Below are 22,084 nucleotides of genomic sequence, written 5' to 3'. Positions count from 1 at the left end.
GCGGTGGCCATCACGGCGGCACCGTGGACCGCATGATCGAAGTCAGTGGACTAAGCAAACGCTACGGCGACGTCCTCGCCGTCAACGACCTGAGCTTCACGGTGCGGCCCGGGAGCGTCACCGGGTTCCTCGGGCCCAACGGCGCGGGCAAGAGCACCACCCTGCGCATGATCCTCGGGCTGAACCGGCCCACAGCCGGAACCGCCACCGTCGACGGGCGGCCGTTCGCCGACCGGCAGGCCGGACTCCACCACGTCGGTGCGCTTCTCGACGCCGGGGACGTCCACCCCGGGCGGAGTGCCGAGGCCCACCTGTCGGCACTGGCCCGCACCAATGGGCTGTCCCGCCGCCGAGTGCAGGAGGTTCTCGACGAGGTGGGGCTGGCCGGTGCGGCACGCCGCCGCGTCGGAGGGTTCTCCCTGGGGATGCGGCAGCGGCTCGGGATCGCGACCGCCCTGCTCGGCGATCCGCCCGTGCTGTTGTTCGACGAGCCGGTCAACGGACTCGACCCGGAAGGCGTGCGGTGGGTGCGTGAACTCTTCAAGGGGCTGGCCGCCGAGGGGCGCACCGTACTCGTCTCCAGCCACCTGATGAGCGAGATGGAGCACACCGCCGACCGTCTCGTCGTCATCGGCCGCGGCGAACTGATCGCCGAGGAGAGCGTCACAGACTTCGCGGCACGTGGCACCCGGACCCGCGTCACCGTCTCCACGCCCGACCCCGTCCGGCTCGCAACCGCCCTCGCCCTCGAAGGGGCCGCCGTACGAACGGAATCCACCGGGGCACTCACCGTGACGGGGCTCCCCGCGGCCCGCATCGGTGAGATCGCCTTCGAGCACCGGATCCTGTTGCGTGAACTCGCCTCGCGCAGCGCCTCGTTGGAGGAGGCATTCATGGAACTGACCGCCGACAGCGCCGAGTACCTCGCGGGTGACAGCCGATGACGTCGCCGACCGCCGTCCGTCCGCCCGCGGCCCCCCGGCCGGCAGCACCGGCCGAACCACTTGTCCGTACGCGCGATCTTGTCGCCGCCGAGTGGATCAAGCTGTGGTCGCTCCGCTCGACCTACTGGGTGCTCGGGGCCGGCGTCCTGGTCCTGATCGGGTTCGCCGCGCAGAGCAGTTTCGACGCCTACGGCGACTGGCCGGACTTCGGACCGCAGGAGCGGTCCCACTACGACCCGATGACCGAGGCGCTCAACGGTGTCGGTGTCTCGCTCCTCATGATCGGTGCGGGCTGCGTCGGTGCGCTGACGATCGTCGGTGAGTACGCCTCCGGTCTGATCCGCACCACGCTGACCGCGGTGCCGGCCCGCCACCGGGTGGTGACGGCCAAGGCCGTGGTCGTCGCGGGCGTCATGCTCGCTCTCGGGGCGGTCGTCTCGGCGGGCACGTTCGGGGTCAGCCAGGCTATTCTGTCCGGCCGCGGTATCGGCCTGTCCGTGACCGATCCCGGCGTCCTCTCCGTGCTTGTGGCGAACGCGCTGCTCGCACCCGTGGCGGGCCTGGTGGGGATGGGGATCGGGGCGCTCCTGCGGCACACGGCCGGCACGGTCGTCACGGCGTGCGCTGTTCTCGTCGTCGTGCCGGGCTTCTTCAAACCAGGCGTCCATCAGTGGGCGAACGACCTGTACGGCATGTTCCCGTACTACGCCTGGCGCACCTGCCTGTCCCAGGTGCATCCGCACTCCGGATCGGCCTTTCCCACGGCGGCCGAAGCATGGACGGCCTTCGTGCTCTGGCCGCTCGCCGGGCTACTCCTCACCGTGCTTGCCGTACGGCGCCGCGACGTGTGATCCCCGCGTACGTAGGACCGGGCACTTCCATGGCGCGGTGCGCGCCCCCGGTCGTACCCTCGGGCGTGGTCGTCCGGGACCGGGCGTGGGGGAGGGACGTGCGGGCCGCTGCCTTCTGTGCGGCGGCCCTCCTCGCCATGCTGCTGCTCGTGGACGGCGGACGCGGCTCGCTGAGCGTGCTGCGGGGCGGGATCTGGGGCGCGCTCGCGGTGGCGCTGTTCGTCGTGCTCTACCCGCCGCGCGTCACGGCGGGCGACGACTGGCTCGCGGTCCGCGGTCTGCTGCGCGAACGCCGGGTTTCCACACGCCAGTTGACGCTCGTACGGCACTCCGAGGGCGTCGCCCCGCGCCTCGTACTGAGAGACGCCCAGGGAAACCGGGTGGAGGTCGACCCCGAGGTCCTCGTCGGCAATCCGCTGCTCTGGCACCGGCTGGAGTCGGGCGTACGGAGTGCGCGGGAGCGCGGGGTGCTGCGGTCCGGCACAGGGGCCATGAAGGCGCTGGCCGAGCGGATCGACGGGGACGAGGCGCAGGCGGTCTTCCGGGCTTCGGGGCTCGAGTAGCGGGGCCGTGGGATCGCCGCGAAGCTCTTTCTGTACGAGTTTCCGTTCGACCGATGAGTTTCCCACTGCCCCCACGTCTACCCCCTTGAAGCGCACGCCAGGGGGCGGGCCGCCAGAGAGTGAAGGACAGCACCATGACTCAGATGATCTTCGTCAACCTGCCGGTCAAGGACCTGGAGGTCTCGAAGGCCTTCTTCACGAAGCTCGGCTACTCGGTCAACGCCCAGTTCACCGACGAGAACGCCTCCAGCATCGTCGTCAGCGACACGATCGTCCTGATGCTGCTCAAGGAGTCCTTCTTCGAGACCTTCACGACGCGGAAGATCGCCGACACGTCCACCACTGTCGAGTCGATCACCTGTTTCAGCGCGGAGAGCCGCGAGGCGGTCGACGAGCTGGTCGACACCGCGCTGTCCTCCGGCGGCTCGCCCGCGCAGGAGCCCCAGGACCACGGCTTCATGTACGGGCGCTCCTTCCTGGACCCGGACGGCCACCACTTCGAGGTTGTCTGGATGGACCCGTCCGCGATTCAGAGCTGAACGGGCACTTCGAGGTCATGTGGGTGACTCCTCCCGCCGGATAGTTCCGGGGGATTCTCCTGTCGGTGGCTAGGCCACGTCAGGAAGGACCAGCCCGGCCCTGACAGCGACGTTGAGTGCGCCAACGTGGTCGGCGTGAGCGGTGTGCCCGCACTTGGTGCACTCGAACTTCTCCTGCGTGGGGCGGTTCTCGCTGGACACGTGCCCGCAGGTGGGGCAGGTGCGGGAGGTGTCGCGAGGGTCCACCGGGATCAGCTTGCGACCGGCGCTTTCAGCCTTGTGCGCGAGGATGCCCAGGAACACCCCCCAACCCGCGTCCTGGATGCTCTTGTTCAGCCCTGTCTTTGCCGCAGCCCCATTGGGCAGGTAGTGGCCGGGCCGCTCGGGGTCGGGGCTGGGTTTGGGGGTGCGGACCATGTTCGCGATGTTGAGGCGTTCGTGAGCGATCACGTCGTAGGCGCGTACCAAGGCCAGGGCAGTCTTGTGCGCGTGATCCGTGCGCTGACGGCGTACCTTGCGGTGGAGTTGCGCCACCTTCTCGACCGCCAATTGATGCTTTACAGTGCGATTCTCTCGCTTTCGGCGGGGGAATTTCTTGAGGGCGCGCTGGGCGTCGGCGAGTGCGTTGGCAGTGCGCCGGCCGAACCGGGGGTTGGGCTGGTGCTCGCCCTCCGACGTGGTGAGGAAATGGGCGAGGCCCACGTCGATGCCTGTCTCCGCGCCCGTGGTGGGGAGTGGCTCGGTCGGCACCTCGGCACAGGCAAGGATGATGTACCACTGCTTGCCCTCACGCTTGATGCTGACAGTTTTGACGTGACCCTTCACCGGGCGGTGCTGGTGTACCCGTACATGGCCGACACCCTGCAGTCGCACGCGCGTGACGGGATCGGTCGGGGTGGAGTCCCACCGGCAGCCGTCCCCGTCCTTGGGGAACTCCACCGTGTCGAACCAGTTCGCACCCTTGAAGCGAGGATAGCCCGGCGTTTCGCCAGACTTGACCCGGCGGAAGAAGGCAGCAAATGCCCTGTCCAGGCGGCGAAGTGTTGCTTGCTGGGAGGAGAACGACCAGCGCCCCTGGCGCTCCGGGTCAAAAGCACGGATGCCCTTGAGCTGCGCTGACTGTTGCACGTATGTGATGCCGGTCCTGGAGACGTGCCGGTAGGCGTCTCGGCGCTCCTGGAGTGCACCGTTGTAGAGCGAGCAGTGATCAGCCAGCATCTCGCCCAGCTTGGCAGCCTGGCGAGCAGTGGGTCGCAGGAGGAATTTGTACGCACGGCGCATGTTCGTCCCCCCTCTTCCCCGCTGAAACGATCTCGGCAGGCTGAAGGTAAGCCGCGTCTTGCGCTGCAGTGAAGTGCATGTCAGTAATTGGCGGTCAATATTCTCAATAGGTGTAGAAGTGACAGGGTTTGATCCCTGTATTGAGCTCAGTGCACCCGGGGATCTGAGATTGAGGGACGCCACACCGTGAGATTCAAGGCCACTGTGAGGAAATCTCCCTCGACGGCGACCGCGAGGTCCGGGTCCTCGATCTCGACTTTGAACTCCTCTGCGCGTACCTCGTCGAGCAGGAAGAGGAAATGCTCGATGACCACCGGTCGGCCACGGGGCTCACCGTCCGAATCGACCTCGGTGTTCGTGCGGTCGGCTGCGAGGCAGAGCGAGCTCATCAGTACCCTGAGGTGGTTCGCCCCGAGGAGTTCGTCGGCCCCATGTACCAGCACGACGATGCCCACTCCGCCGGTGAGCTGATCGTGAAGGTCGTCAAGACAGTCGACCAGAGCATCCCAGTTCCAGCCGAAGTAGCCCGGGGCTCCGACCGCCCGGGCAAAGGCTTCGCAGGTACTCACTTCGTCTCTCAGGTCACGGGCTTGCAGCTCGTACACCCGCCCGCCCGCAGCGCGCAGTGCCAGCGCTTGTTCCTCGAATTCGACCGTCTCGCGTGGCCCGAAGACAACCCAGGGAGCTTTCGGTTTGGGCACGTCGAACGGGGTCACATCTGTCCTTCGCGGTCGAACGTTCACGAGCAGGGTGTGGCCGTTGGACTTCAGTGAACTTCAGATCTTCTTGTACGGCACCCCTGTGAGCTGCTCGGACGCGATCCACAGCCGCTCGCCCGCCACGTCGTCCCGCGTCCACTTCGCGCGCCAGGACGGAGCGGGGGCCCCGCGCCAGCCCAGGCGGCCGGGGCCCGTGAAGGAGTCGGGGTGCACGGCGGGGGCGGTGGCCGCGTACAGGGTGGGGAGGGCGCCGGCCTCCGCGGGCTGGGCCAGGACGCGGTTGCCGAGTTCCACGACGCGCGTCGCCGTGGCGCGGCCCTCCATCTTGGTGCCCGCCGTCTGGAGGTTCGTCGCCGCGTAGCCGGGGTGTGCGGCGGCGGCGATCACGTCGGAGCCCGCAGCTTCTAGGCGGCGCGCGAGCTCGTGGATGAACAGGAGATTGGCCGTCTTGGAGCGGCCGTACGCGACCCAACGGCGGTAGCGGTGCTCGCTGTTGAGGTCGCCGATGTCGACGTTGGCGATGGCGTGCATCCCGCTCGACACGGAGACGACGCGCGCTCCGGGGGTGTCGAGGAGCTTGGGGAGCAGGAGGCCCGTGAGGGCGAAGTGGCCCAGGTGGTTCACCCCGAACTGCGTCTCGAAGCCGTCCGCGGTCTGTCCGTAGGGGAGCGCCATCACGCCCGCGTTGTTGATGAGCAGGTCGAGCCCCTCGTGGGGGTAGGCCGCCGCGAATTCCCGTACGGACGCGAGATCGGCCAGGTCCAGCGGTACGAACTCGGCGTCCGCGTCCGGAACCTCGCGCCGCAGCCGCGCCTGCGCCTCCTGGCCCCGGGCCTCGCTGCGGCACGCGAGCAGGACGCGTGCGCCGCGGCGGGCCAGTTCGCGCGCCGTGACGTAGCCGATGCCGCTGTTGGCTCCGGTGACGACGGCGGTGCGGCCGCTCTGGTCGGGGATGTCGCGCGCGTTCCAGCCCTGGGTCATGGGGCCCAGGGTACGACCGGGGTGCAGCGCAGTGTGTGCGCGGTGTTGCGAACTCATGGCAGGGGCCGTGAAGATCTGGCGTCGATGCGCTTCGACGGGCACGGTGGCAGCAAGATCGCCCACCCCCCGACTCCCTTGCCGCCAGAGGAGCACCGTGTCCGGCCCCGCCCGTCGCACCGTCATCAAGTCCGCCGCATTCGCCGCGGCCGCCGCCCAGTTCGCCTGGGCCTCGAACCGAAGCGCGTACGCAGCCGACTCCGCCGACCCCGGCGCCGAACTGCACTGGCTGGAAGGATCCGCCCCTGCAGCGCACACCGGCACCACCTGGGGCGTGCCCTGGGCGAGAGGGGTTCACCCGGCCGACCAGCGGTTCCGTCTCGCCACCGCCGACGGTGAGGAGGTGCCCGTACAGAGCTGGGTCACCGGCTACTGGCCCGACGGGTCGGCCAAATGGACGGCGCACGCCATCGCCTCCGGAGCCCCCAAGTCCGGTACGTACAAGCTGAGTTCGGGCATTCCGGCCACCGGTGGCGAGCAGGTCTCCGTCACCACCAGGGGCGGACAGGTACGGGTGGACACGGGACCAGTCACCACCGTCTTCGGCGCGAAAGGCTCCTCCGTCGTCGTCTCCTCCGTCCGGCGCGGCACCACGGAGATCGCCCGCGACGGCAGGCTCGTCGCCCTCCGGCAGGGCAGCGTCGGCGACGAGGCGCGTTCGACCGCCGACTGGCAGGAGTTCACGGGCCGCGTCGAGAAGACCGTCGTCGAACAGGACGGACCCGTGCGCGCCGTCGTACGCGTCGAGGGCAGACACCACGGCAGGGGAAGGGGCGACTGGCTGCCGTTCACCCTGCGGTTCGTCTTCACGGCGGGCGCCGACTCCTTCCGCCTCGTGCACACCTTCGTCTGGGACGGCACGCAGAATCCGGGCTCGGACAAGGGCGACTTCCTGCGCGGTCTCGGCGTCCGCTTCACCGTGCCGCTCGTCGATGCCGCGTACGACCGCCATATCCGCCTCGCCGACTCCGAGGGCGGCCTCTTCAGCGAAGCCGTACAGGGCATCACCGGGCTGCGCCGCGACCCGGGCGAGGCGGTGCGCGCCGCGCAGATCGCCGGCCGGAAGCTGCCTGACACCTCCACCTGGGCCACCACCGTCTCCGGCCGCCTCGCGTACATCCCCACCTGGGGCGACTACACCCTCGCCCAGCTCTCCGCCGACGGCTACAGCATCCGCAAGCGCACCAAGCCGGGCCACGGCTGGATCCAGTCGGCGGCCGGGCGGCGCGCGGGCGGTTTCGGTTACGTCGGCGGGGCGGGCGGCGGACTCTCCTTCGGCCTGCGGGACTTCTGGCAGCGCCACCCCACTCAGCTCGACATCCGGGGCGCCGCCACGGACGCCGCCGAGGTCACCCTGTGGCTCTACTCTCCCGAGGCCGCCCCGCTCGACCTGCGCTTCTACCACGACGGCCTGGGCCAGGACACGTACGAGAAGCAGTCCGAGGGCCTGGAGATCACCTACGAGGACTACGAGAAGGGCTTCGGCACCCCCTACGGCATAGCCCGCACCAGCGAGCTCTCCTTCTGGGCCAACGCCGCCACCCCCTCCGCCACCACCCTCGCTGCCCAGGCCGCCGCCACCGCGACGCCCCCGCAACTCACCGCCACCCCTGAACGCATCCACAGCGCGGGCGTGTTCGGCGACTGGGCGCCCGTCGACCGCTCCAGCGCGGCGCGCGCCACCGTCGAGGACCGCCTCGACGCGCTCTTCGCGTACTACCGCGACCAGCGCGAGGACCGACGCTGGTACGGCTTCCTCGACTACGGCGACGTTCAGCACACCTACGACAACGACCGGCACGTCTGGCGCTACGACGTCGGCGGCTTCGCCTGGGACAACTCCGAACTCGGCACCGACCTCTGGCTCTGGTACCACTTCCTGCGCACCGGCTCCGCCGAGGTGTTCCGTTTCGCGGAGGCCCTGACCCGCCACACCGGCGAGGTCGACGTCTACCACCTGGGCAAGTGGGCGGGGCTCGGGACCCGGCACGGTGTGCAGCACTATGCGGACAGTGCGAAGCAGGTCCGTATCTCCACTGCCGCCAACCGCCGCTTCTACTACTTCCTCACCGGCGACGAGCGTACGGGCGACCTGCTGCACGAACTCGCCGACGTGGAAGAGACGTTCATCGCGCTGGACCCGCAGCGCAAGGTACGCACCGACGGCTACACCCCCGGCGACCGGCACGCCCTGTCGGTCGGCTTCGGCACCGACTGGGGCGGCATATCGGCGGCCTGGCTCACGGAGTGGGAGCGGCACGGTCCCAAGGCGGACCAGGCGAAGGCGAAGCTGGTCAACTCGCTCCGTACGATCGCCGCCCAGCCGAACGGCTTCTTCACGGGGACGGGGCTGCTGGACGCGGACACCGGCAAGTTCGCCGTGACGGCCTCCACCGCCGTCAGCGTCTCGCATCTGAGCGCCGTCTTCGGGCTCGTGGAGACCAACAGCGAGATCATCACGCTGATCGGCGAGGAGGAGAAGGAGTTCGCGCAGGCGTGGCTGAACTACGCCCAGTACTACAACGCCACCAGCGCCGAGAAGATCCAACTCACCGGCTCCACCTGGAAGTCGGCGCTCCCGGCGGCCCACTCGCGGATCACCGCGTACGCCGCGCACAGGAAGAACGACGCGACACTCGCCAAGCGCGCCTGGAACGAGTTCTTCACCGGCAGCGACACCTATTTCCCGTCGAACGACTGGACCCCGGCCAGGATCAAGGCCCCGAACGTGCTGCGCACCACGGAGGAGATCCCCTGGATCTCCACCAACTCCTCCGCGCAGTGGGCGCTCGCGGCCATCCAGAATCTGGCGCTGATCGGGGAGTCGATCCCGTCATGAGACTCGGGGTTACGTTCCTCGCGGCATCCACCGTCGCCGTCCTCGCGAGCCCGGTCCACCACTCCACCCTCGTACGCCCCGACGACCGGCGTCTCGCCTACGAAGGCCACTGGGACCGCACCGACCGGGCGGCCACCACCGTCAACTCCGGCTCCCGGCTGCGATTCCGCTTCGCCGGCACCGGCGTCCACCTCCGCTTCGACGTCTCGACGGTCACCGTGCCCGCGCAGGTCTACGTGACGGTCGACGGCGGCGCCGAGCAGCTGTACGCAGTCGACCGCGCCGACCTCGCCATCGCGGCGGACGGTCGCGGACCGCACACGGTCGAACTGTCGGTGAAGGACGTGTACGCACGCGTGGAGCGCTGGACCCCACCGCTGCGGACGGGCGTCGCCCTGACCGGCCTGGCCCCGGACCCGGGAGCCCGGATTCTGCCCCAACGGCCGTCCAAGCGTCTGGAGTTGGCGTTCTACGGAGACTCCATCACGCAGGGCGTCATGGCCCTGTGCGACGTCAACACCTCCGACTGCGCCGACGGCACCGCCGCCTACCCGACCCTCGTGGCGGACGCCCTCCGCGCGAAGCTCACCCAGGTCGGTTTCGGCCGCCAGGGCGTCATCCAGACGGGCAACGGCGGAGTGCCGGCGGCATCCGGGGCGTACGGCTGGAACTTCGCGGGCTCACGGGCGGATCCGGACCGCGATGCCGATGTCGTCGTGGTGAACCAGGGCACCAACGACGCGGCGTCCGCACCCGCCGACTTCCGCGCCGCCTACCTCACCTACCTGCGCCAACTGCGGTCGGCCGCCCCGCATGCCCGCATCCTCGCGCTGCGCCCCTTCAACGGTACGCACGCGGACGACATCGCGGCCGTCGTAGCCCAACTGGCCGACAACCACGTCGAGTTCGTCTACACCGTCGGCTGGCTCTCGCCCGCCGACGGCGACTTCCACGGCGACGTACACCCCAGCGAGCAGGGCCACCGCAAGGTGGCGGACCACCTGCTGACCCTCATCCGCACCACCATAGGAGATCCCCGCCGATGACCACTCGCCGCGCCTTCGGCGCCCTCGCCGCAGGCACCGCCCTGAGTGCCCTGCTTCCCACCGCCGCCTCCGCCAGGACCCGCCCCCGGCCGGGCGGCCGGCTGATCGCCGCCGACCACTTCCGCCACGGACTGGGCCAGTGGGCAACGGAGTTGGAGCTCGGCGGCACTGTCACCGCCGCCCGCGGCGTGCTCGACGTCGACGTACCCGGTGGTGCGACCGTCTGGTTCAAGCAGCGCCTGACCGGCCCGTACGTGCTGTCCTACACGGCCACCCCGGTGTCGGCGGGCGGCGTGAACGACCGTGTCTCCGACCTCAACAACTTCTGGAACGCCACGGACGTCCGCTCCCCGCGCAACCTCTTCGCCACGCGCCGCAGCGGTGCGCTGGCCGAGTACGACCAGCTCACGACGTACTACGCCGGCTATGGCGCCAACACCAACACCACCACCCGCCTGCGCCGTTACGTCGGCGAGGCCGGCAACCGCCCGCTGATCTACGACTACACCGAGCCCCTGCTCACGGCGAACGAGCCCAACCGGGTCCACATCGTCTCCGACGGCCCGACCGTGCAGTGGTGGAACAACGGCCGGCTCGTCTTCGACTACCGCGACCCGGCGCCGTACACGAGCGGCCACTTCGCCTTCCGTACCACGTGGAGCCACTTCCGCATCTCGGACTTCGAGGTGCGCCGTCTGCGGGCAGAATCGGGGGCATGACACGCCGGAGCGAGATCGTGCTGCCGCCGTACGTCCGGCTGAGCGGGGAGGGCATCGAGCTGAGGGAGTGGACCGAGGACGACCTGTCCTCGTTGGTCGAGCTCTACGACGATCCGGAGATCGACCGGTGGACGCCCGTGCCCTCGCCGTTCGACGCCGAGGCGGCGCGTGCGTATCTGGCGAAGGCGCGCGCGGGGCGCGACGAGGGCCGCAGCACGGTGCAGTTGGCGATCACCTCCGACGGGAAGTTGCCGCAAGGGGAAGTGCTTCTCTTCCGGTCCGCGCTCGACGGCCGTGAGCTCGAACTCGCCTATGGTGTCGGCCGGTTGCACCGGCGGCAGGGGCTTGCTGCCCGGTCCGTCGCGCTGGTGACGGAGTACGCGGCGCACCGGCTGGGGGCGCGGCGCGTGCTGTTGCGCATCGAATCGGAGAACGCGCCCAGCGTGGCCGTCGCCCGTGCCGCCGGATTCCGGCTCACGGACGACGAGCCCGTTGCGCGCGAGGCCAAGGGGCGGCAGGTGCTGCTGCACACCTGGAGTTACGGCTAGGCTGCCGCGCCCCCGTCGACCACCAGGTCCGTGCCGACCACCGACGCGGCGTCGTCCGAGGCCAGGTAGAGGACGGCGGCGGCGATTTCCGCGGCGGAGGAGACGCGGCCCAGCGGCGACTCCTCCTTCATGCGGGCCGCGCGGTCCGCTTCCGTCTCGCCGGGGTGCAGGGACATGACGGAGTCGGCCGCACCCGGGCTCACCGCGTTGATGCGCACCCCGTCGGAGATGTGGTCGAGGGCGGCGGCGCGGGTCAGGGCGGAGACCGCGGCCTTCGTCGCGATGTAGCCGGCGGCGCCCTTCACACGGCGGTGGACGCCGAAGTTGGAGGAGATGTTGACGATCGCGCCGCCGTGCTGCTGGGTCTTCATCTGGGTGACCTGGGCCTGGAGGCCGTAGAGGACGCCGGAGAGGTTGATGCCGAGCTGGAGGGTCCAGTCCTCCTCGGAGAGTTCGGCCACCGGGGCGCCGCCGCGGAAGACACCGGCGTTGTTCACCGCCACGTCGAGCGAGCCGAAGCGGTCGACCGTCCGGGTCACCAGGTTCCGTACGTCGGCGGAGTTCGAGACGTCGGCGGTGAACGCCACCGCCGTGCCGCCCGCCTTCTCGATCAGGGCGACGGTCTCGTCCAGGGTGGTCGCCGTGCGGCCCGTGACCACGACGTTCGCGCCTTCGGCGGCGAGGGCCAGGGCGATCGCGCGGCCGAGGCCGGAGCCCGCGCCGGTGACGAGTGCGGTCCGGGAGGTGAAGCGTGCAGACATCGGAATCCCCTGAGCAATAGTGGAACGAACGGTCAAATATTCGGGCGTACGTCAAGTGGGCCGTGGTGTGGGGTCAAAGAAAAAGAGACGGGGTCAGTCCAGCAGGGCCAGTGCCTGCTCGGTCGCGTCGCGGACCCGGGCCGGGTCGGACGAGGCCTTGCCGACGATCCGCTGGCCCTGTGCCAGGACCAGGAGCATCCGGGCGATGGCGCGCGGGTCGCGGTCGGCGGGCAGCTCCCCCTGGGCCTGCGCCCTGGCCAGCGCCGCGTGCAGCAGGGTCTCCAGGTGGTCCCAGCTGCGCTCGACGCGGCGGGCGCAGGCGGCGTCGTGGGGGCCCAGTTCGGCGGCCGTGTTGCTGACCAGGCAGCCCGCGAGGCGTGAGGTGTCGGCCATGGACTCGGCTGCGAACCGCCGGAACATGGAACGCACCTGGGGCAGGGCGGGGCCCGGCTGCGACAGCTCGGCGATCAGCTGCGGGTCGCGCATCTCGCCGTAGCGGTCGAGGGCCTTGAGGTAGAGCTCGTGCTTGTTGCCGAAGGTCGCGTAGATGCTGGCGCGGCCGATGCCGAGGTGTTCGACGAGGTCCGCCATCGACGTCGCCTCGTACCCGCGCTGCCAGAACAGCTCGAGGGCCGACTGCAGCGCGGCGTCCGGATCGAATTCCTTGGTCCTGGCCACGGGAATGACCTTAGGCGATATTGGAACGGTCGGTCAAGTTGGGGGAGTGTGGTGCCGTGCTCGCCCGCAGGACCAGCTCCGTCGCCAACTCCACGCGCGGGGAGTCGAGTTCCTCGCCCCTGGCCAGCCTCATGACCGTACGGGCGGCGACCTTGCCCATCTCGGACAGCGGCTGGCGCACGGTCGTCAGCGGCGGCGCGGACCAGCGCACCTCGGGCAAGTCGTCGAAGCCCACCACGCTCAGGTCCTCCGGCACCCGCAGGCCCCGGCGGCGCAGCGCCTCGATCGCGCCGAGCGCCATCTGGTCGCTGGAGGCGAAGAGCGCGGTCGGCGGCTCGGCCAGCGCCAACAGCTGTTCCGCGCCCGCGAATCCGGACGCGTGGTAGAAGTCGCCCTGCACGATCAGCGCATCGTCGACCGCGATCCCCGCACCCTCCAGCGCGGCCCGGTATCCGTCCAGGCGGGCGCGCGAGCACAGCAGCCGGGGCGGGCCCGCGACGAACCCGATCCTGCGGTGGCCGAGCGCGATGAGATGCTCCGTCGCGGCCATTCCGCCCGCCCAGTTGGTGGCGCCGACCGTCGGGGCGTCCAGCGTCGGCGAGCCGGCGGGATCGATCACCACGAGCGGTACGCCGAGCCGGTGCAGCTCCTCGTGCATCCCTGGTTCGAGGACCGATGTCACCAGGATGACGCCGTCCGACGCACGCGCCCGGAGATTTTTCATCCACTGCTGTGCGGAGCCGGCCCGGTCGTGGATCGCGGACACCACCGTGCCGACGCCGGCCGCGTGCGCGACCTCCTCCACGCCCCGGATGATCTCGACCGCCCAGGGACTGTCCAGGTCGTTGAAGACCAGGTCGACCAGGGCTGCCCGGTTGCCGGACGCCTGTGGCCGCCTGCGGTAGCCGTGCTCCCGCAGCAGGTCCTCGATCCTCGCCCTGGTCTGCGGCGACACGTCCGAGCGGCCGTTGACCACGCGGGACACGGTCGGTACCGAGACCCCGGCCGCCCGTGCGATGTCGGTGATCGTCACCTTGCCCATTTCCCCACCTTCCCCCTTCACCCCCGCACGCCTGCCGGGAATCTTCCAGAGCTTACGCAGGGCGGCGTCCGGCATTTCGGTCGCGTACGCCGAAGAGCCGGTCCGCGCTGAGGACACGGACCGGCTCTTCGGGGACGGGGAGAGATCAGTGACTGACCTGCTGCGCCTGCTCGGTGACCGTGACCTCGCCGGCCTTGATGGTCGCCAGGCGCGGGGCCTTGGCGGCCAGGGCGGAGTCGTGGGTGACCATGATGAAGGTCAGCCCGTGCTCACGGCACATCGTGTTGAGGACGTTCATGATGTCGTCCCTGGTGCCCTCGTCGAGGTTGCCCGTGGGCTCGTCGGCGAGGAGGACCTTCGGCTTCTTGACCAGCGCGCGGGCGATCGCCACACGCTGCTGCTGGCCGCCGGAGAGCTCCGAGGGCGCGTGGTGCAGACGCTCGCCCAGACCCACCGAGCGCAGCGCCTCGGCCGCCCGCTCGCGGCGCTCGGCGGGCTTGACGCCCATCGGGACCAGGGCTGTCTCCACGTTCTCCTGGGCGGTGAGCGTGGGGATGAGGTTGAAGCTCTGGAAGATGATGCCGATCTTCTCCGAGCGCACCTTGGTGAGCTTGGCCTCGCTGAGCCCGGCCAGGTCCACACCGTCGAGCTCGACGCTGCCCGACGTCGGCCGGTCCAGGGCGCCGATCATCTGCAGCAGCGTGGACTTGCCGCCGCCCGTGGGGCCCTGGATGACGAGCTGGTCGCCGTCCTCGATGACCAGGTCGATGCCGCGCAGGGCGTGGACGGTCTCCTTGCCCCGCGAGTACTGCTTGGAGACGCCGGTGAGCTTGTACATGGGAGTTGCTCCTGGTGGGGGTGGTGAGTTACGCGACGCTGCGGAGCGCGTCCGCCGGGCGCATCCGGGACGCGCGCCAGCCGCCGAAGCCGCCGGCGATCAGACCGCCCGCGATCGCGAGACCCGCCGCGAGGGCGATGGTGGTGACCGAGACCGGGGCGGAGAGGGCGACCTCGATGGCCTTGGACGCCGCCTGCTGACCCGGGCCGCCGCCCATGCCGCCACCGCCGGGGCCGCCGCCCGAGTCGGAGGTGGTGGAGCCGAGCTCGGCCGTCATCGTCGGGCTGATCGCGGTCACGACGTACGCCGCCCCGAGACCCAGCGCGATGCCGAGGCCGCCGCCGATCAGGCCGTTGACGAAGGACTCGCCGACCACCTGACGGGTGACCTTGCCGCTCTTCCAGCCGAGCGCCTTGAGCGTGCCGAACTCGCGCACCCGGCGGCTGACCGCCGAGGAGGTGAGCAGCGCCGCGACCAGGAAGGCCGCGAGCAGGACGGCGATGGAGAGCCACTTGCCGACGCTGGTGGCGAGCTTGGTGGCGGTCGAGAGCGAGCCCGAGACCGTCTTCGCCAGGTCGGCCGACGTGGTGACCGTCGTACCCGAGATGTTCTTCTGGATGGTCTTCTTGACGGCCGAGATCTGCTGCGAGTCGGTCGCCTTGACGTAGATCGTCGAGACCTTGTTCGCGGAGGAGGCGAGGGTCTGCGCCTGCTTCAGCGGGATGTAGATGTTGGCGGCCGAGTCGCCGCTGGTGGCCGTCGAGACACCGATGACCTTGTACTTCACGGACTTGATGGTGACCGTGGAGCCGACCTTCAGCGACTTCTCCTTGGCGTACGAGGAGTCGACGACCGCCACCTTGGCGTTCGACTGGGCGCTGGTGAAGGTGGTGCCCGTGGTGACCTTCGAGGAGGAGAGCGGGCCGAGGGTCAGGTTGGCCGTGTCCACGCCGTACACCGTGTAGCTGTTGACGTCGAAGGAGGCGCCGCCGCCCTGGACGCCGGGCTGGCCGCCGCCTTCTCCGCCGCCGCCCTGACCGCCCTGGCCGGTGCCGCCCGAGGTGGTGGACTTCGCCTTGCCCTGCGTGAAGGTGCCGTCGACCTTCATCACGTTGAGGCTGAGCGCGCCGACCGCGTTCTCCACGCCGGTCTGCTTCGCGACCGCCGCGACCTTGGTGGAGGCCAGGGTCTGGCCGCCCGCGGTCATGACCCGGTCGGAGCTCTGCGACTTGCTGCTGTCGTTCGACTGGGCGTCGAAGTTGAACTTGGGACGGCCGCTGCTGCTGCTCGACGGCGCCTCGGCCGCCTTGGTGACCGTCATGTCGGTGCCGATGCCGTACAGGGACTTCAGCACCTGCGTCTGTGCCTGCTTCATGCCCGCCGACACCGAGGTGACGGTGATGACCAGCGCGATACCCAGCGCCAGGCCCATGGAGATCACCAGGGCGGCCTTCTTGCGCCGGCTCAGCTCACGCCTGAGATAGATCAGAAACATCCGGTTCCTCGCCGTTGTAGCCCCATGGGGACGGGGTGGTGAGGCTGACGCTAGGGACGGACGCTTCGTGGTTCCTGAGGGGAGGTTGTGAGCCGCATAAGAATGCGGACGTCAGAGGGCACGCACCGCGAAGACCGGGACCGAGACCTCCTCGTCGTCCAGACAGGCACCCGTCTCCAGGTCGAAGCGCTGCTTGAGGAGCGGGGACGCGACGAAGGTGCGGCCCTCGTGGGTGCCGATCAGTCCGCGCGACAGGACGTGCGCCCCGGTGAAGGGGTCGCGGTTGCCGATTGCGTACGGACGTGACGTGCGGTCCAGGAAGAGCGCGGCCTGCCTGCCGTCGGGGAGCAGCGCCGCGACACCGCGGCCCGGGATCATGTCGGACTGCTCGCAGACGGTGAACCAGCCGCCGTCGAGGAGGAGTTGGAGCGTCACAGTGTGCGCGTCCCTTCGAGGGTGAGGATCGTCAGGTCGGGCTTGATCTGGTCGCGCTCGGGGACGAAGGCGACCGACGGGTCGGGGGTGTCGGGGGCGTTGACGAAGGAGACGAAGCGGCGCAGGCGCTCGGGGTCGTTGATGGTGTCCGACCACTCGTCGCGGTAGTTCGCGACATGGGCCTGCATCATCGCTTCCAGCTCGTCGCAGAGGCCGAGCGAGTCGTGCACGACGACGTCGCGCAGATGGTCGAGGCCGCCTTCCAAGCGCTCCAGCCAGGTCGCGGTGCGCTCCAGGCGGTCCGCGGTGCGGATGTAGAACATCAGGAAGCGGTCGATGAGCCGGACCAGCTCGGCGTCCGAGAGGTCCTGGGCGAGGAGGTCCGCGTGGCGCGGGGTCGCGCCGCCGTTGCCGCCGACGTAGAGGTTCCAGCCGTTGGCGGTCGCGATGATCCCGAAGTCCTTGGACTGGGCCTCCGCGCATTCGCGGCCGCATCCGGAGACCGCCGACTTCAGCTTGTGGGGTGCGCGCAGCCCGCGGTAGCGGAGCTCCAGGTCGATGGCCATACGGACCGAGTCCTGGACGCCGTAGCGGCACCAGGTCTGCCCGACGCACGACTTCACCGTCCGCAGGGCCTTGCCGTACGCGTGCCCGGACTCGAAGCCCGCGTCCACCAACCGGGTCCAGATGAGGGGGAGTTGCTCGACGCGCGCGCCGAAGAGGTCGATGCGCTGGCCGCCGGTGATCTTCGTGTAGAGGCCGAAGTCGCGGGCCACCTCGCCGATCACGATCAGCTTCTCCGGGGTGATCTCCCCGCCGGGGATGCGCGGCACGATCGAGTACGAGCCGTTGCGCTGCATGTTCGCCAGGAAGTGGTCGTTGGTGTCCTGCAGGGCGCCCTGCTCGCCGTCGAGGATGTGCCCGTTGCCGAGGCTCGCGAGGATGGAGCCGATGGTCGGCTTGCAGATCTCGCAGCCGTCGCCGCCGCGGGCGCCCTCCCGGCCGTGGGAGTCGAGGACGGCCGCGAACGAGGTGAGGCCGAGCGTGCGCACGATCTCGTACAGCTCGCTGCGGGTGTACGGGAAGCAGCCGCAGAGCCCCTTGTCGCCGGTGGCGGGCAGCAGCTGGCCGATGAGCTTGACGCAACTCCCGCAGCCCGTACCGGCCTTGGTGCACTTCTTCACCTCGGGGAGGGTCGTGCACTCCTGGATCGCGTGCTTGGTGACGTTGTGGCAGGAGCAGATGACGGCGTCGGCGGGCAGCGCGTCGGGGCCGAGCGCGACCGGGCCGCTGCCGGCGGGGGCGATGAGCTGCTCGGGGGCGACGGGCGGGATCGATCCGGTGAGGGGGCGCAGGAGCGCGTACGAATCCGCGTCGCCGACCAGCACACCACCGAGCAGGGCGCCTTCGGGGGAGACGACCAGCTTCTTGTAGATGCCGGAGCGGGAGTCGGAGTAGACGACGTCCAGGCAGCCTTCGGCGGAGCCGTGCGCGTCGCCGAAGGAGGCGACGTCGACGCCGAGGAGCTTGAGCTTGGTGGAGAGGTCGGCCCCGTTGAAGGCGTTCTCCTTCTCCGCGATCGTGTCGGCGGCCGTCTCGGCCATCTCGTAGCCGGGGGCGACCAGGCCGTAGACCCGGCCGTCGGCCGCGAGCGCGCACTCACCGATCGCGAAGACGGCGGGGTCGGAGGTACGGCACTGCTCGTCGACCTTGATTCCGCCGCGCTCGCCCACCAACAGACCGCATTCGCGGGCAAGTTGGTCACGGGGCCGGACGCCCGCCGAGAAGACGACGAGGTCGGCGGCGACCGTGGAGCCGTCGCTCAGCTCCATGCCGCTGACCGCGCCGGCGGCGTCGGTGGTGACGGCCTGGGTGCCGACGCCCGTGTGGACGGCCAGCCCCATGTTCTCGATCGTACGGAGCAGGGCCGCGCCGCCGCCCTCGTCGATCTGGACGGGCATCAGCCGGGGTGCGAACTCCACGATGTGCGTGTCGAGTCCGAGCCCCTTGAGCGCGCCCGCCGCCTCCAGGCCGAGCAGGCCGCCGCCGACGACCGCGCCGGTGCGGGCGGTCTTCGCGTACTCCTCGATGGCCAGCAGGTCCTCGATGGTGCGGTACACGAAGCAGCCCGTGGCGTCCTTGCCGGGGACGGGCGGGACGAAGGGGTAGGAGCCGGTGGCGAGCACGAGCGTGTCGTACGTGAAGACCTGGCCGGAGCGGGCGGTGACGGTGCGGGCGGTGCGGTCGACGGCGGTGGCCGGGTCGCCGAGGTGCAGCTCGATGTTGTTCGCCGCCATGAAGTCGCCCTCGACGAGGGAGAGTTCGGCGGGCGTCGAGCCCGAGAAGTACGAGGTCAGCTTGACCCGGTCGTACGCCGGACGCGGCTCCTCGCAGAGCACCACCACCCGGCAGGTCGAGGTCAGGCCGCGCTCGACGAGCGCCTCCAGGAAGCGCTGGCCGACCATTCCGTGGCCGACGACCACGATCGTAGGTGTGGGCATCGGCATGTCAGGAGCCTCCAAGCAGGTGGACCAGCGGGGTGGAGGGGAGCGGCTCGTCGCCCTCCCAGGTGCGGGCGAGCTCACCGACGGAGGTGAGATCGCCGAGGAGTACGCCGCCGACGAGGCGGTCCCCGCGGACGACGACCTTGCGGTACGCGCCGCGGGTGGCGTCGGCGAGGGCGACCACGTCGTCGCCGGGGAGCGGGGTGGTCTCGCCGAAGGCGGCGAGATCGAGGGGGCCAGGACCGTTGAGGGTGAGGCGGGTGAGGGCGCGGGTGCCGGTGTAGGCGGCGGGCCGCCCCGACAGCAACTCGGCGAGCACGTCGGCCTGTTCGACGGCCGGGCCCGCGAGTCCGTACACCTGGCCGTTGTGCTCGGCGCAGTCGCCGACGGCGTGGATGCGGGGGTCGGAGGTGCGCAGCTCGTCGTCGACGACGATGCCCTTGCGCACGTCGAGCCCAGCGGCGCGGGCGAGTCCAGTGCGGGGGCGGGCGCCGCAGGCCAGGACGGTGAGGTCGGAGGTGAGGACGTAGCCGTCGGCGAGCTCGACGTCCCGGCCGCGCAGGCCTCGGACGTGGCACTCGGTGTGCACCTCGACGCCGAGGTCGGTGAGGTGCGTACGGAGCAAGTCGGAGGCGGAGACGTCGAGTTGGCGCTCCATGAGGCGCTCGCCCTGCTGGGCGAGGACCACCTGGGCGCCGCGCAGGGCCAGCGCGCGGGCGGCCGAGACGCCGAGGAGGCCGCCGCCGATGACGACGGCGCGGGTGCCGGGGCGGACCGCCTCCGACAGGGCGACGCAGTCGTCGAGCGTACGGAACGGGTGGACGCCGTCGGGGAGTTCATTGCCCAGGCCGCGCAGTGGGGGCAGCACCGGGTTCGATCCGGTGGCGAGGACCAGGGTGCCGTAGGGGATCGCGGACCCGTCGTCGCACTGGACGACCCGGTCCGCGCGGTCGATCCGGACGACGCGCACTCCGCGCCGTACGGGGACGGCGGGCTGCGTGATGGCGTCCGCCCCGTACCGGCCGGCCAGGACCTCGGCGAGCAGCACCCGGTTGTACGGGGCGTGCGGCTCCTCGCCGAGTACGGTGACCTCCGTACCCAGCTGCCGGGCCAGCCGGGAGCCGGCGGTCCCGCTCCCGATCACCACGATGTCCTTGCTCATGTCCGCAGCCTGCGGGCCCGGTGTTACCCGTCCGGATCCCTTCCGTTTCCCGCGGGGGACGTTGCGCTCAGCGCGGGCGGGGGCGCGGTGTGAGGGCCGGGTGCGGGGGTGGGGTAAACCGAACCCCCGACTTCCGTGGAGGCACGATCGATCGGGAGCCGTGCCGGCGGGAGCCTGGACGCATGGACCTCACACAGCAGCCCCTCACCCGCACCGCCCGCCCCGCAGCCGGCCGGACCGGCGCCCGGGCCCGCGCTCTCGCTCGCGTGATCCTGCGCGAGCCGTTCCGCGCCGAGACCTGGCTCCGGCTGGCGTACATCGTCCTCGCACTCCCCGTCGGCCTCCTCTGCATCCCGCTCGCCCTGGTCGGCGGACCTGCGGGCCGCATCCAGCGCGGACTGGCCCGGCGGCTCCTCGGCGTACAGGTCGAAGAGCCCGCGCGCACCGGACCGCTCGCGCTGGTCCACGCGCTGATCAGCGCCCCGCTGAACCTCGTCGCGGTCGCGTTCTCCGGCTTCTTCTGGCTGGTCGTGGTGATCAACCTCGGCTACCCGCTGCGGCCCGACAACGACCCCTCCGGCTCCTGGGGCGGCCCCACGATGGCCGGGGCGTGGGCGCTGCACGCGGCGTGCGGCGGGATCGGGTTCCTCCTGCTCACGCCCTGGGTGATGAAGGGGTTCACCGCGCTGCAGACCCGCCTCGTGAAGGGCTTCCTCGGTACGGACCGGACCGGCCTCCTCCGGACCACCGGTCTGGCACTGGCGATCGCCGCCGTCTGCGCCCTCTTCTCGATCCCGCTGATCCACCAGCTCTAGGTTGAACCCCATGCGAACCCTGCGCGCCCTCCTCTACGCGGCCCTGGCCCTGCCCCTCGCCCTGACGGGCCTGGTGCTGGTCCTGTGCGGGCTGCTGGCCGGGGGCGCGCTCAGCGTGACACCGCTCGGGCCGTGGCTGCTCGCGCTGACCGTGCGCGGGGCGCTGGCGCTCGGGGACCTCCAACGGGCCCTGCTGCGGGCGCTGTTGGACGTACGGATCGATGCGCCGCCGCACCCCGGAGGCGGTACGGGCGCCTTCGGCTGGCGGCGGGCCGTGCTCGGCGACCGGGCCGGATGGCGGGCCGTGGGCTGCGCGCTGGCAGCGCCGCTGACCGCGGTCCCGCCGCTGGCGGCCGTGGTGGTGGGGTACGCGTACGGGGTGATGTTCGTCCTGCATCCGCTCCTCAAGCGCTGGAACTACATCACGGTCCGGGAGCCCGACGGCTCTACGCGTCATGTCTCCTTGGAGATCGGGGGAGTCGAACTCGACTCCTGGCCACGGTGGTTGGCCGTGGTCGCGGCTGGTGTGCTGCTCCTCTGGCTCGCTCCCCGCCTGGTCCGCTGGTCCCTCGTCCCGCACCGTCTGCTGCTGGCCGGGCTCCTCGGCCCGGACGCCGCCGCCCGACGTATCCACACCCTGGAGGAGACCCGCGCCCAGGCCGTCGACGACGCCGCCGCGACGCTCCGCCGGATCGAACGCGACCTCCACGACGGCACCCAGGCGCGCCTCGTCGGCCTGGGCATGCACCTCGCGATGATCGGCGAACTGATCGCGGCCGACGCCGACCGCGAGCGCCTCCTCGAAGTCGTCGCCACCGCCCGGTCCAACGCCCAGCAAGCCGTCGCCGACCTGCGCCACCTGGTCAAGGGCATCCACCCGCCGGTCCTCGACCAGGGCCTCGACACGGCGCTCGCCACGCTCGCCGCGGACATCGCGCTCCCGGTCGCGGTCACGGTCGACCTTCCCCAACGCCCGTCCCCCGCCCTGGAGTCGATCGCGTACTTCTGTACGGCCGAGCTCCTCGCCAACGCGGCCAAGCACAGCGGGGCGGCCGGGGCGGAGGTGAGGGTGCGGCCGTACGAGAACGGGCTGCGGCTCTCGGTGAGCGACGACGGGCGCGGGGGAGCGGTGGTCGGCGGGGGCAGCGGGCTGACGGGGCTGCTGGCCCGGGTCCGTACGGTGGACGGCACGTTGACCTGCGACAGCCCGGCCGGAGGGCCTACGGTGGTGAGTGTCGAACTCCCGTACCGCTGAAGGAATTGTCAC

General features: G+C 70.6%; 21 protein-coding genes. 10 read left to right on the top strand and 11 right to left on the bottom strand.

Translation table 11 applies throughout. From position 1 onward, the window contains the following. Positions 1 to 32 precede the first annotated feature (32 nt). From OG707_RS11075 to OG707_RS11060, 4 genes are all read left to right on the top strand, one after another. Positions 33 to 944 carry an ABC transporter ATP-binding protein gene (locus tag OG707_RS11075; protein ID WP_329116977.1) on the top strand — a complete coding sequence of 304 codons (912 nt, stop codon included), beginning with the start codon at positions 33 to 35 and terminating at the stop codon, positions 942 to 944. Next, complete coding sequence (locus OG707_RS11070) at positions 941 to 1,795, top strand: ABC transporter permease (protein ID WP_329116975.1); 855 nt, start codon at positions 941 to 943, stop codon at positions 1,793 to 1,795. The genes OG707_RS11075 and OG707_RS11070 overlap by 4 nt, the downstream gene beginning before the upstream one ends. Positions 1,796 to 1,893: 98 nt before the next feature. Next, on the top strand, positions 1,894 to 2,358 hold the full coding sequence (locus OG707_RS11065; RefSeq protein ID WP_329116973.1) for a hypothetical protein: 465 nt from the start codon (positions 1,894 to 1,896) through the stop codon (positions 2,356 to 2,358). 134 nt (positions 2,359 to 2,492) lie between these two features. Further along, a complete protein-coding gene (locus OG707_RS11060) occupies positions 2,493 to 2,897 on the top strand; it encodes a VOC family protein (protein WP_329116971.1) in 405 nt (134 codons plus the stop codon). A gap of 69 nt (positions 2,898 to 2,966) precedes the next feature. Here the strand turns inward: OG707_RS11060 and OG707_RS11055 are convergent, their stop codons facing one another. From OG707_RS11055 to OG707_RS11045, 3 genes are all read right to left on the bottom strand, one after another. Next, positions 2,967 to 4,178 (bottom strand): RNA-guided endonuclease InsQ/TnpB family protein, encoded by a 1,212-nt coding sequence (locus OG707_RS11055; RefSeq protein ID WP_329116969.1) that lies wholly within the window; start codon positions 4,176 to 4,178, stop codon positions 2,967 to 2,969. Positions 4,179 to 4,324: 146 nt separating this feature from the next. Continuing rightward, the gene (locus OG707_RS11050) at positions 4,325 to 4,894 is read right to left on the bottom strand and encodes a barstar family protein (RefSeq protein WP_329116967.1); all 570 of its coding nucleotides are present in this window, start codon (positions 4,892 to 4,894) and stop codon (positions 4,325 to 4,327) included. A 60-nt stretch (positions 4,895 to 4,954) separates the two neighbouring features. Then, positions 4,955 to 5,878: an oxidoreductase gene (locus OG707_RS11045; protein ID WP_329116965.1), complete on the bottom strand. Its 924-nt coding sequence runs from the start codon at positions 5,876 to 5,878 to the stop codon at positions 4,955 to 4,957. A 154-nt stretch (positions 5,879 to 6,032) separates the two neighbouring features. Here OG707_RS11045 and OG707_RS11040 point away from each other — a divergent pair, with 154 nt between their 5' ends. From OG707_RS11040 to OG707_RS11025, 4 genes are read left to right on the top strand one after another with little or no spacing between them, the layout of a single operon-like run. Further along, on the top strand, positions 6,033 to 8,774 hold the full coding sequence (locus tag OG707_RS11040) for an exo-rhamnogalacturonan lyase family protein (protein ID WP_329116963.1): 2,742 nt from the start codon (positions 6,033 to 6,035) through the stop codon (positions 8,772 to 8,774). After that, complete coding sequence (locus OG707_RS11035) at positions 8,771 to 9,820, top strand: GDSL-type esterase/lipase family protein (protein WP_329116962.1); 1,050 nt, start codon at positions 8,771 to 8,773, stop codon at positions 9,818 to 9,820. Before OG707_RS11040 ends, OG707_RS11035 begins: the two co-directional genes overlap by 4 nt. Continuing rightward, positions 9,817 to 10,539: a DUF6250 domain-containing protein gene (locus OG707_RS11030; RefSeq protein WP_329116960.1), complete on the top strand. Its 723-nt coding sequence runs from the start codon at positions 9,817 to 9,819 to the stop codon at positions 10,537 to 10,539. Before OG707_RS11035 ends, OG707_RS11030 begins: the two co-directional genes overlap by 4 nt. Next, the gene (locus tag OG707_RS11025) at positions 10,536 to 11,087 is read left to right on the top strand and encodes a GNAT family N-acetyltransferase (protein WP_329116958.1); all 552 of its coding nucleotides are present in this window, start codon (positions 10,536 to 10,538) and stop codon (positions 11,085 to 11,087) included. Before OG707_RS11030 ends, OG707_RS11025 begins: the two co-directional genes overlap by 4 nt. Here OG707_RS11025 and OG707_RS11020 read toward each other — a convergent pair. The 8 genes from OG707_RS11020 to OG707_RS10985 all read right to left on the bottom strand — a co-directional run bounded on the left by OG707_RS11020 (position 11,084) and on the right by OG707_RS10985 (position 20,002). Further along, complete coding sequence (locus tag OG707_RS11020; RefSeq protein ID WP_329116956.1) at positions 11,084 to 11,848, bottom strand: SDR family NAD(P)-dependent oxidoreductase; 765 nt, start codon at positions 11,846 to 11,848, stop codon at positions 11,084 to 11,086. The genes OG707_RS11025 and OG707_RS11020 overlap by 4 nt on opposite strands. Positions 11,849 to 11,941: 93 nt before the next feature. Then, on the bottom strand, positions 11,942 to 12,526 hold the full coding sequence (locus OG707_RS11015; RefSeq protein ID WP_329116954.1) for a TetR/AcrR family transcriptional regulator: 585 nt from the start codon (positions 12,524 to 12,526) through the stop codon (positions 11,942 to 11,944). A gap of 10 nt (positions 12,527 to 12,536) precedes the next feature. Further along, positions 12,537 to 13,568, bottom strand: coding sequence for a LacI family DNA-binding transcriptional regulator (locus tag OG707_RS11010; protein ID WP_329116952.1), 1,032 nt, complete (start codon positions 13,566 to 13,568; stop codon positions 12,537 to 12,539). 145 nt (positions 13,569 to 13,713) lie between these two features. After that, entirely contained in the window at positions 13,714 to 14,406 is a 693-nt protein-coding gene (locus OG707_RS11005; protein WP_329116949.1) for an ABC transporter ATP-binding protein, read from the bottom strand. 28 nt (positions 14,407 to 14,434) lie between these two features. Beyond that, entirely contained in the window at positions 14,435 to 15,901 is a 1,467-nt protein-coding gene (locus OG707_RS11000) for an ABC transporter permease (RefSeq protein WP_329116947.1), read from the bottom strand. 111 nt (positions 15,902 to 16,012) lie between these two features. Continuing rightward, positions 16,013 to 16,279 carry a nitrite reductase small subunit NirD gene (gene nirD / locus OG707_RS10995; RefSeq protein WP_443071479.1) on the bottom strand — a complete coding sequence of 89 codons (267 nt, stop codon included), beginning with the start codon at positions 16,277 to 16,279 and terminating at the stop codon, positions 16,013 to 16,015. A gap of 53 nt (positions 16,280 to 16,332) precedes the next feature. After that, complete coding sequence (gene nirB / locus OG707_RS10990; RefSeq protein ID WP_329127727.1) at positions 16,333 to 18,837, bottom strand: nitrite reductase large subunit NirB; 2,505 nt, start codon at positions 18,835 to 18,837, stop codon at positions 16,333 to 16,335. Positions 18,838 to 18,844: 7 nt separating this feature from the next. Then, positions 18,845 to 20,002, bottom strand: a complete 1,158-nt coding sequence (locus OG707_RS10985; protein WP_329116943.1) for an NAD(P)/FAD-dependent oxidoreductase — start codon at positions 20,000 to 20,002, stop codon at positions 18,845 to 18,847. A 182-nt stretch (positions 20,003 to 20,184) separates the two neighbouring features. On the opposite strand from OG707_RS10985, the gene OG707_RS10980 reads away from it, so the two are divergent. Further along, entirely contained in the window at positions 20,185 to 20,817 is a 633-nt protein-coding gene (locus OG707_RS10980; protein WP_329116941.1) for a sensor domain-containing protein, read from the top strand. Positions 20,818 to 20,827: 10 nt separating this feature from the next. Continuing rightward, positions 20,828 to 22,072, top strand: coding sequence for a sensor histidine kinase (locus OG707_RS10975; protein ID WP_329116940.1), 1,245 nt, complete (start codon positions 20,828 to 20,830; stop codon positions 22,070 to 22,072). The last annotated feature ends 12 nt before the right edge of the window (positions 22,073 to 22,084 follow it).

Source organism: Streptomyces sp. NBC_01465, from assembly GCF_036227325.1.
Taxonomy (GTDB): Bacteria; Actinomycetota; Actinomycetes; order Streptomycetales; family Streptomycetaceae; genus Streptomyces.
Note: the sequence above shows the minus strand (reverse complement) of the source record. Positions and strands in the feature narration are given on the sequence as shown.

Coding starts and splice junctions, on each gene's coding strand:
- OG707_RS10980 (WP_329116941.1), top strand. CDS start 20,185: ATGGACCTCACACAGCAGCCCCTCACCCGCACCGCCCGCCCCGCAGCC.
- OG707_RS11020 (WP_329116956.1), bottom strand. CDS start 11,848: ATGTCTGCACGCTTCACCTCCCGGACCGCACTCGTCACCGGCGCGGGC.
- OG707_RS11055 (WP_329116969.1), bottom strand. CDS start 4,178: ATGCGCCGTGCGTACAAATTCCTCCTGCGACCCACTGCTCGCCAGGCT.
- OG707_RS11025 (WP_329116958.1), top strand. CDS start 10,536: ATGACACGCCGGAGCGAGATCGTGCTGCCGCCGTACGTCCGGCTGAGC.
- OG707_RS11035 (WP_329116962.1), top strand. CDS start 8,771: ATGAGACTCGGGGTTACGTTCCTCGCGGCATCCACCGTCGCCGTCCTC.
- OG707_RS10985 (WP_329116943.1), bottom strand. CDS start 20,002: ATGAGCAAGGACATCGTGGTGATCGGGAGCGGGACCGCCGGCTCCCGG.
- OG707_RS11000 (WP_329116947.1), bottom strand. CDS start 15,901: ATGTTTCTGATCTATCTCAGGCGTGAGCTGAGCCGGCGCAAGAAGGCC.
- OG707_RS11060 (WP_329116971.1), top strand. CDS start 2,493: ATGACTCAGATGATCTTCGTCAACCTGCCGGTCAAGGACCTGGAGGTC.
- nirD (WP_443071479.1), bottom strand. CDS start 16,279: ATGATCCCGGGCCGCGGTGTCGCGGCGCTGCTCCCCGACGGCAGGCAG.
- OG707_RS11075 (WP_329116977.1), top strand. CDS start 33: ATGATCGAAGTCAGTGGACTAAGCAAACGCTACGGCGACGTCCTCGCC.
- OG707_RS11030 (WP_329116960.1), top strand. CDS start 9,817: ATGACCACTCGCCGCGCCTTCGGCGCCCTCGCCGCAGGCACCGCCCTG.
- nirB (WP_329127727.1), bottom strand. CDS start 18,837: ATGCCCACACCTACGATCGTGGTCGTCGGCCACGGAATGGTCGGCCAG.
- OG707_RS11010 (WP_329116952.1), bottom strand. CDS start 13,568: ATGGGCAAGGTGACGATCACCGACATCGCACGGGCGGCCGGGGTCTCG.
- OG707_RS11045 (WP_329116965.1), bottom strand. CDS start 5,878: ATGACCCAGGGCTGGAACGCGCGCGACATCCCCGACCAGAGCGGCCGC.
- OG707_RS11070 (WP_329116975.1), top strand. CDS start 941: ATGACGTCGCCGACCGCCGTCCGTCCGCCCGCGGCCCCCCGGCCGGCA.
- OG707_RS10975 (WP_329116940.1), top strand. CDS start 20,828: ATGCGAACCCTGCGCGCCCTCCTCTACGCGGCCCTGGCCCTGCCCCTC.
- OG707_RS11005 (WP_329116949.1), bottom strand. CDS start 14,406: ATGTACAAGCTCACCGGCGTCTCCAAGCAGTACTCGCGGGGCAAGGAG.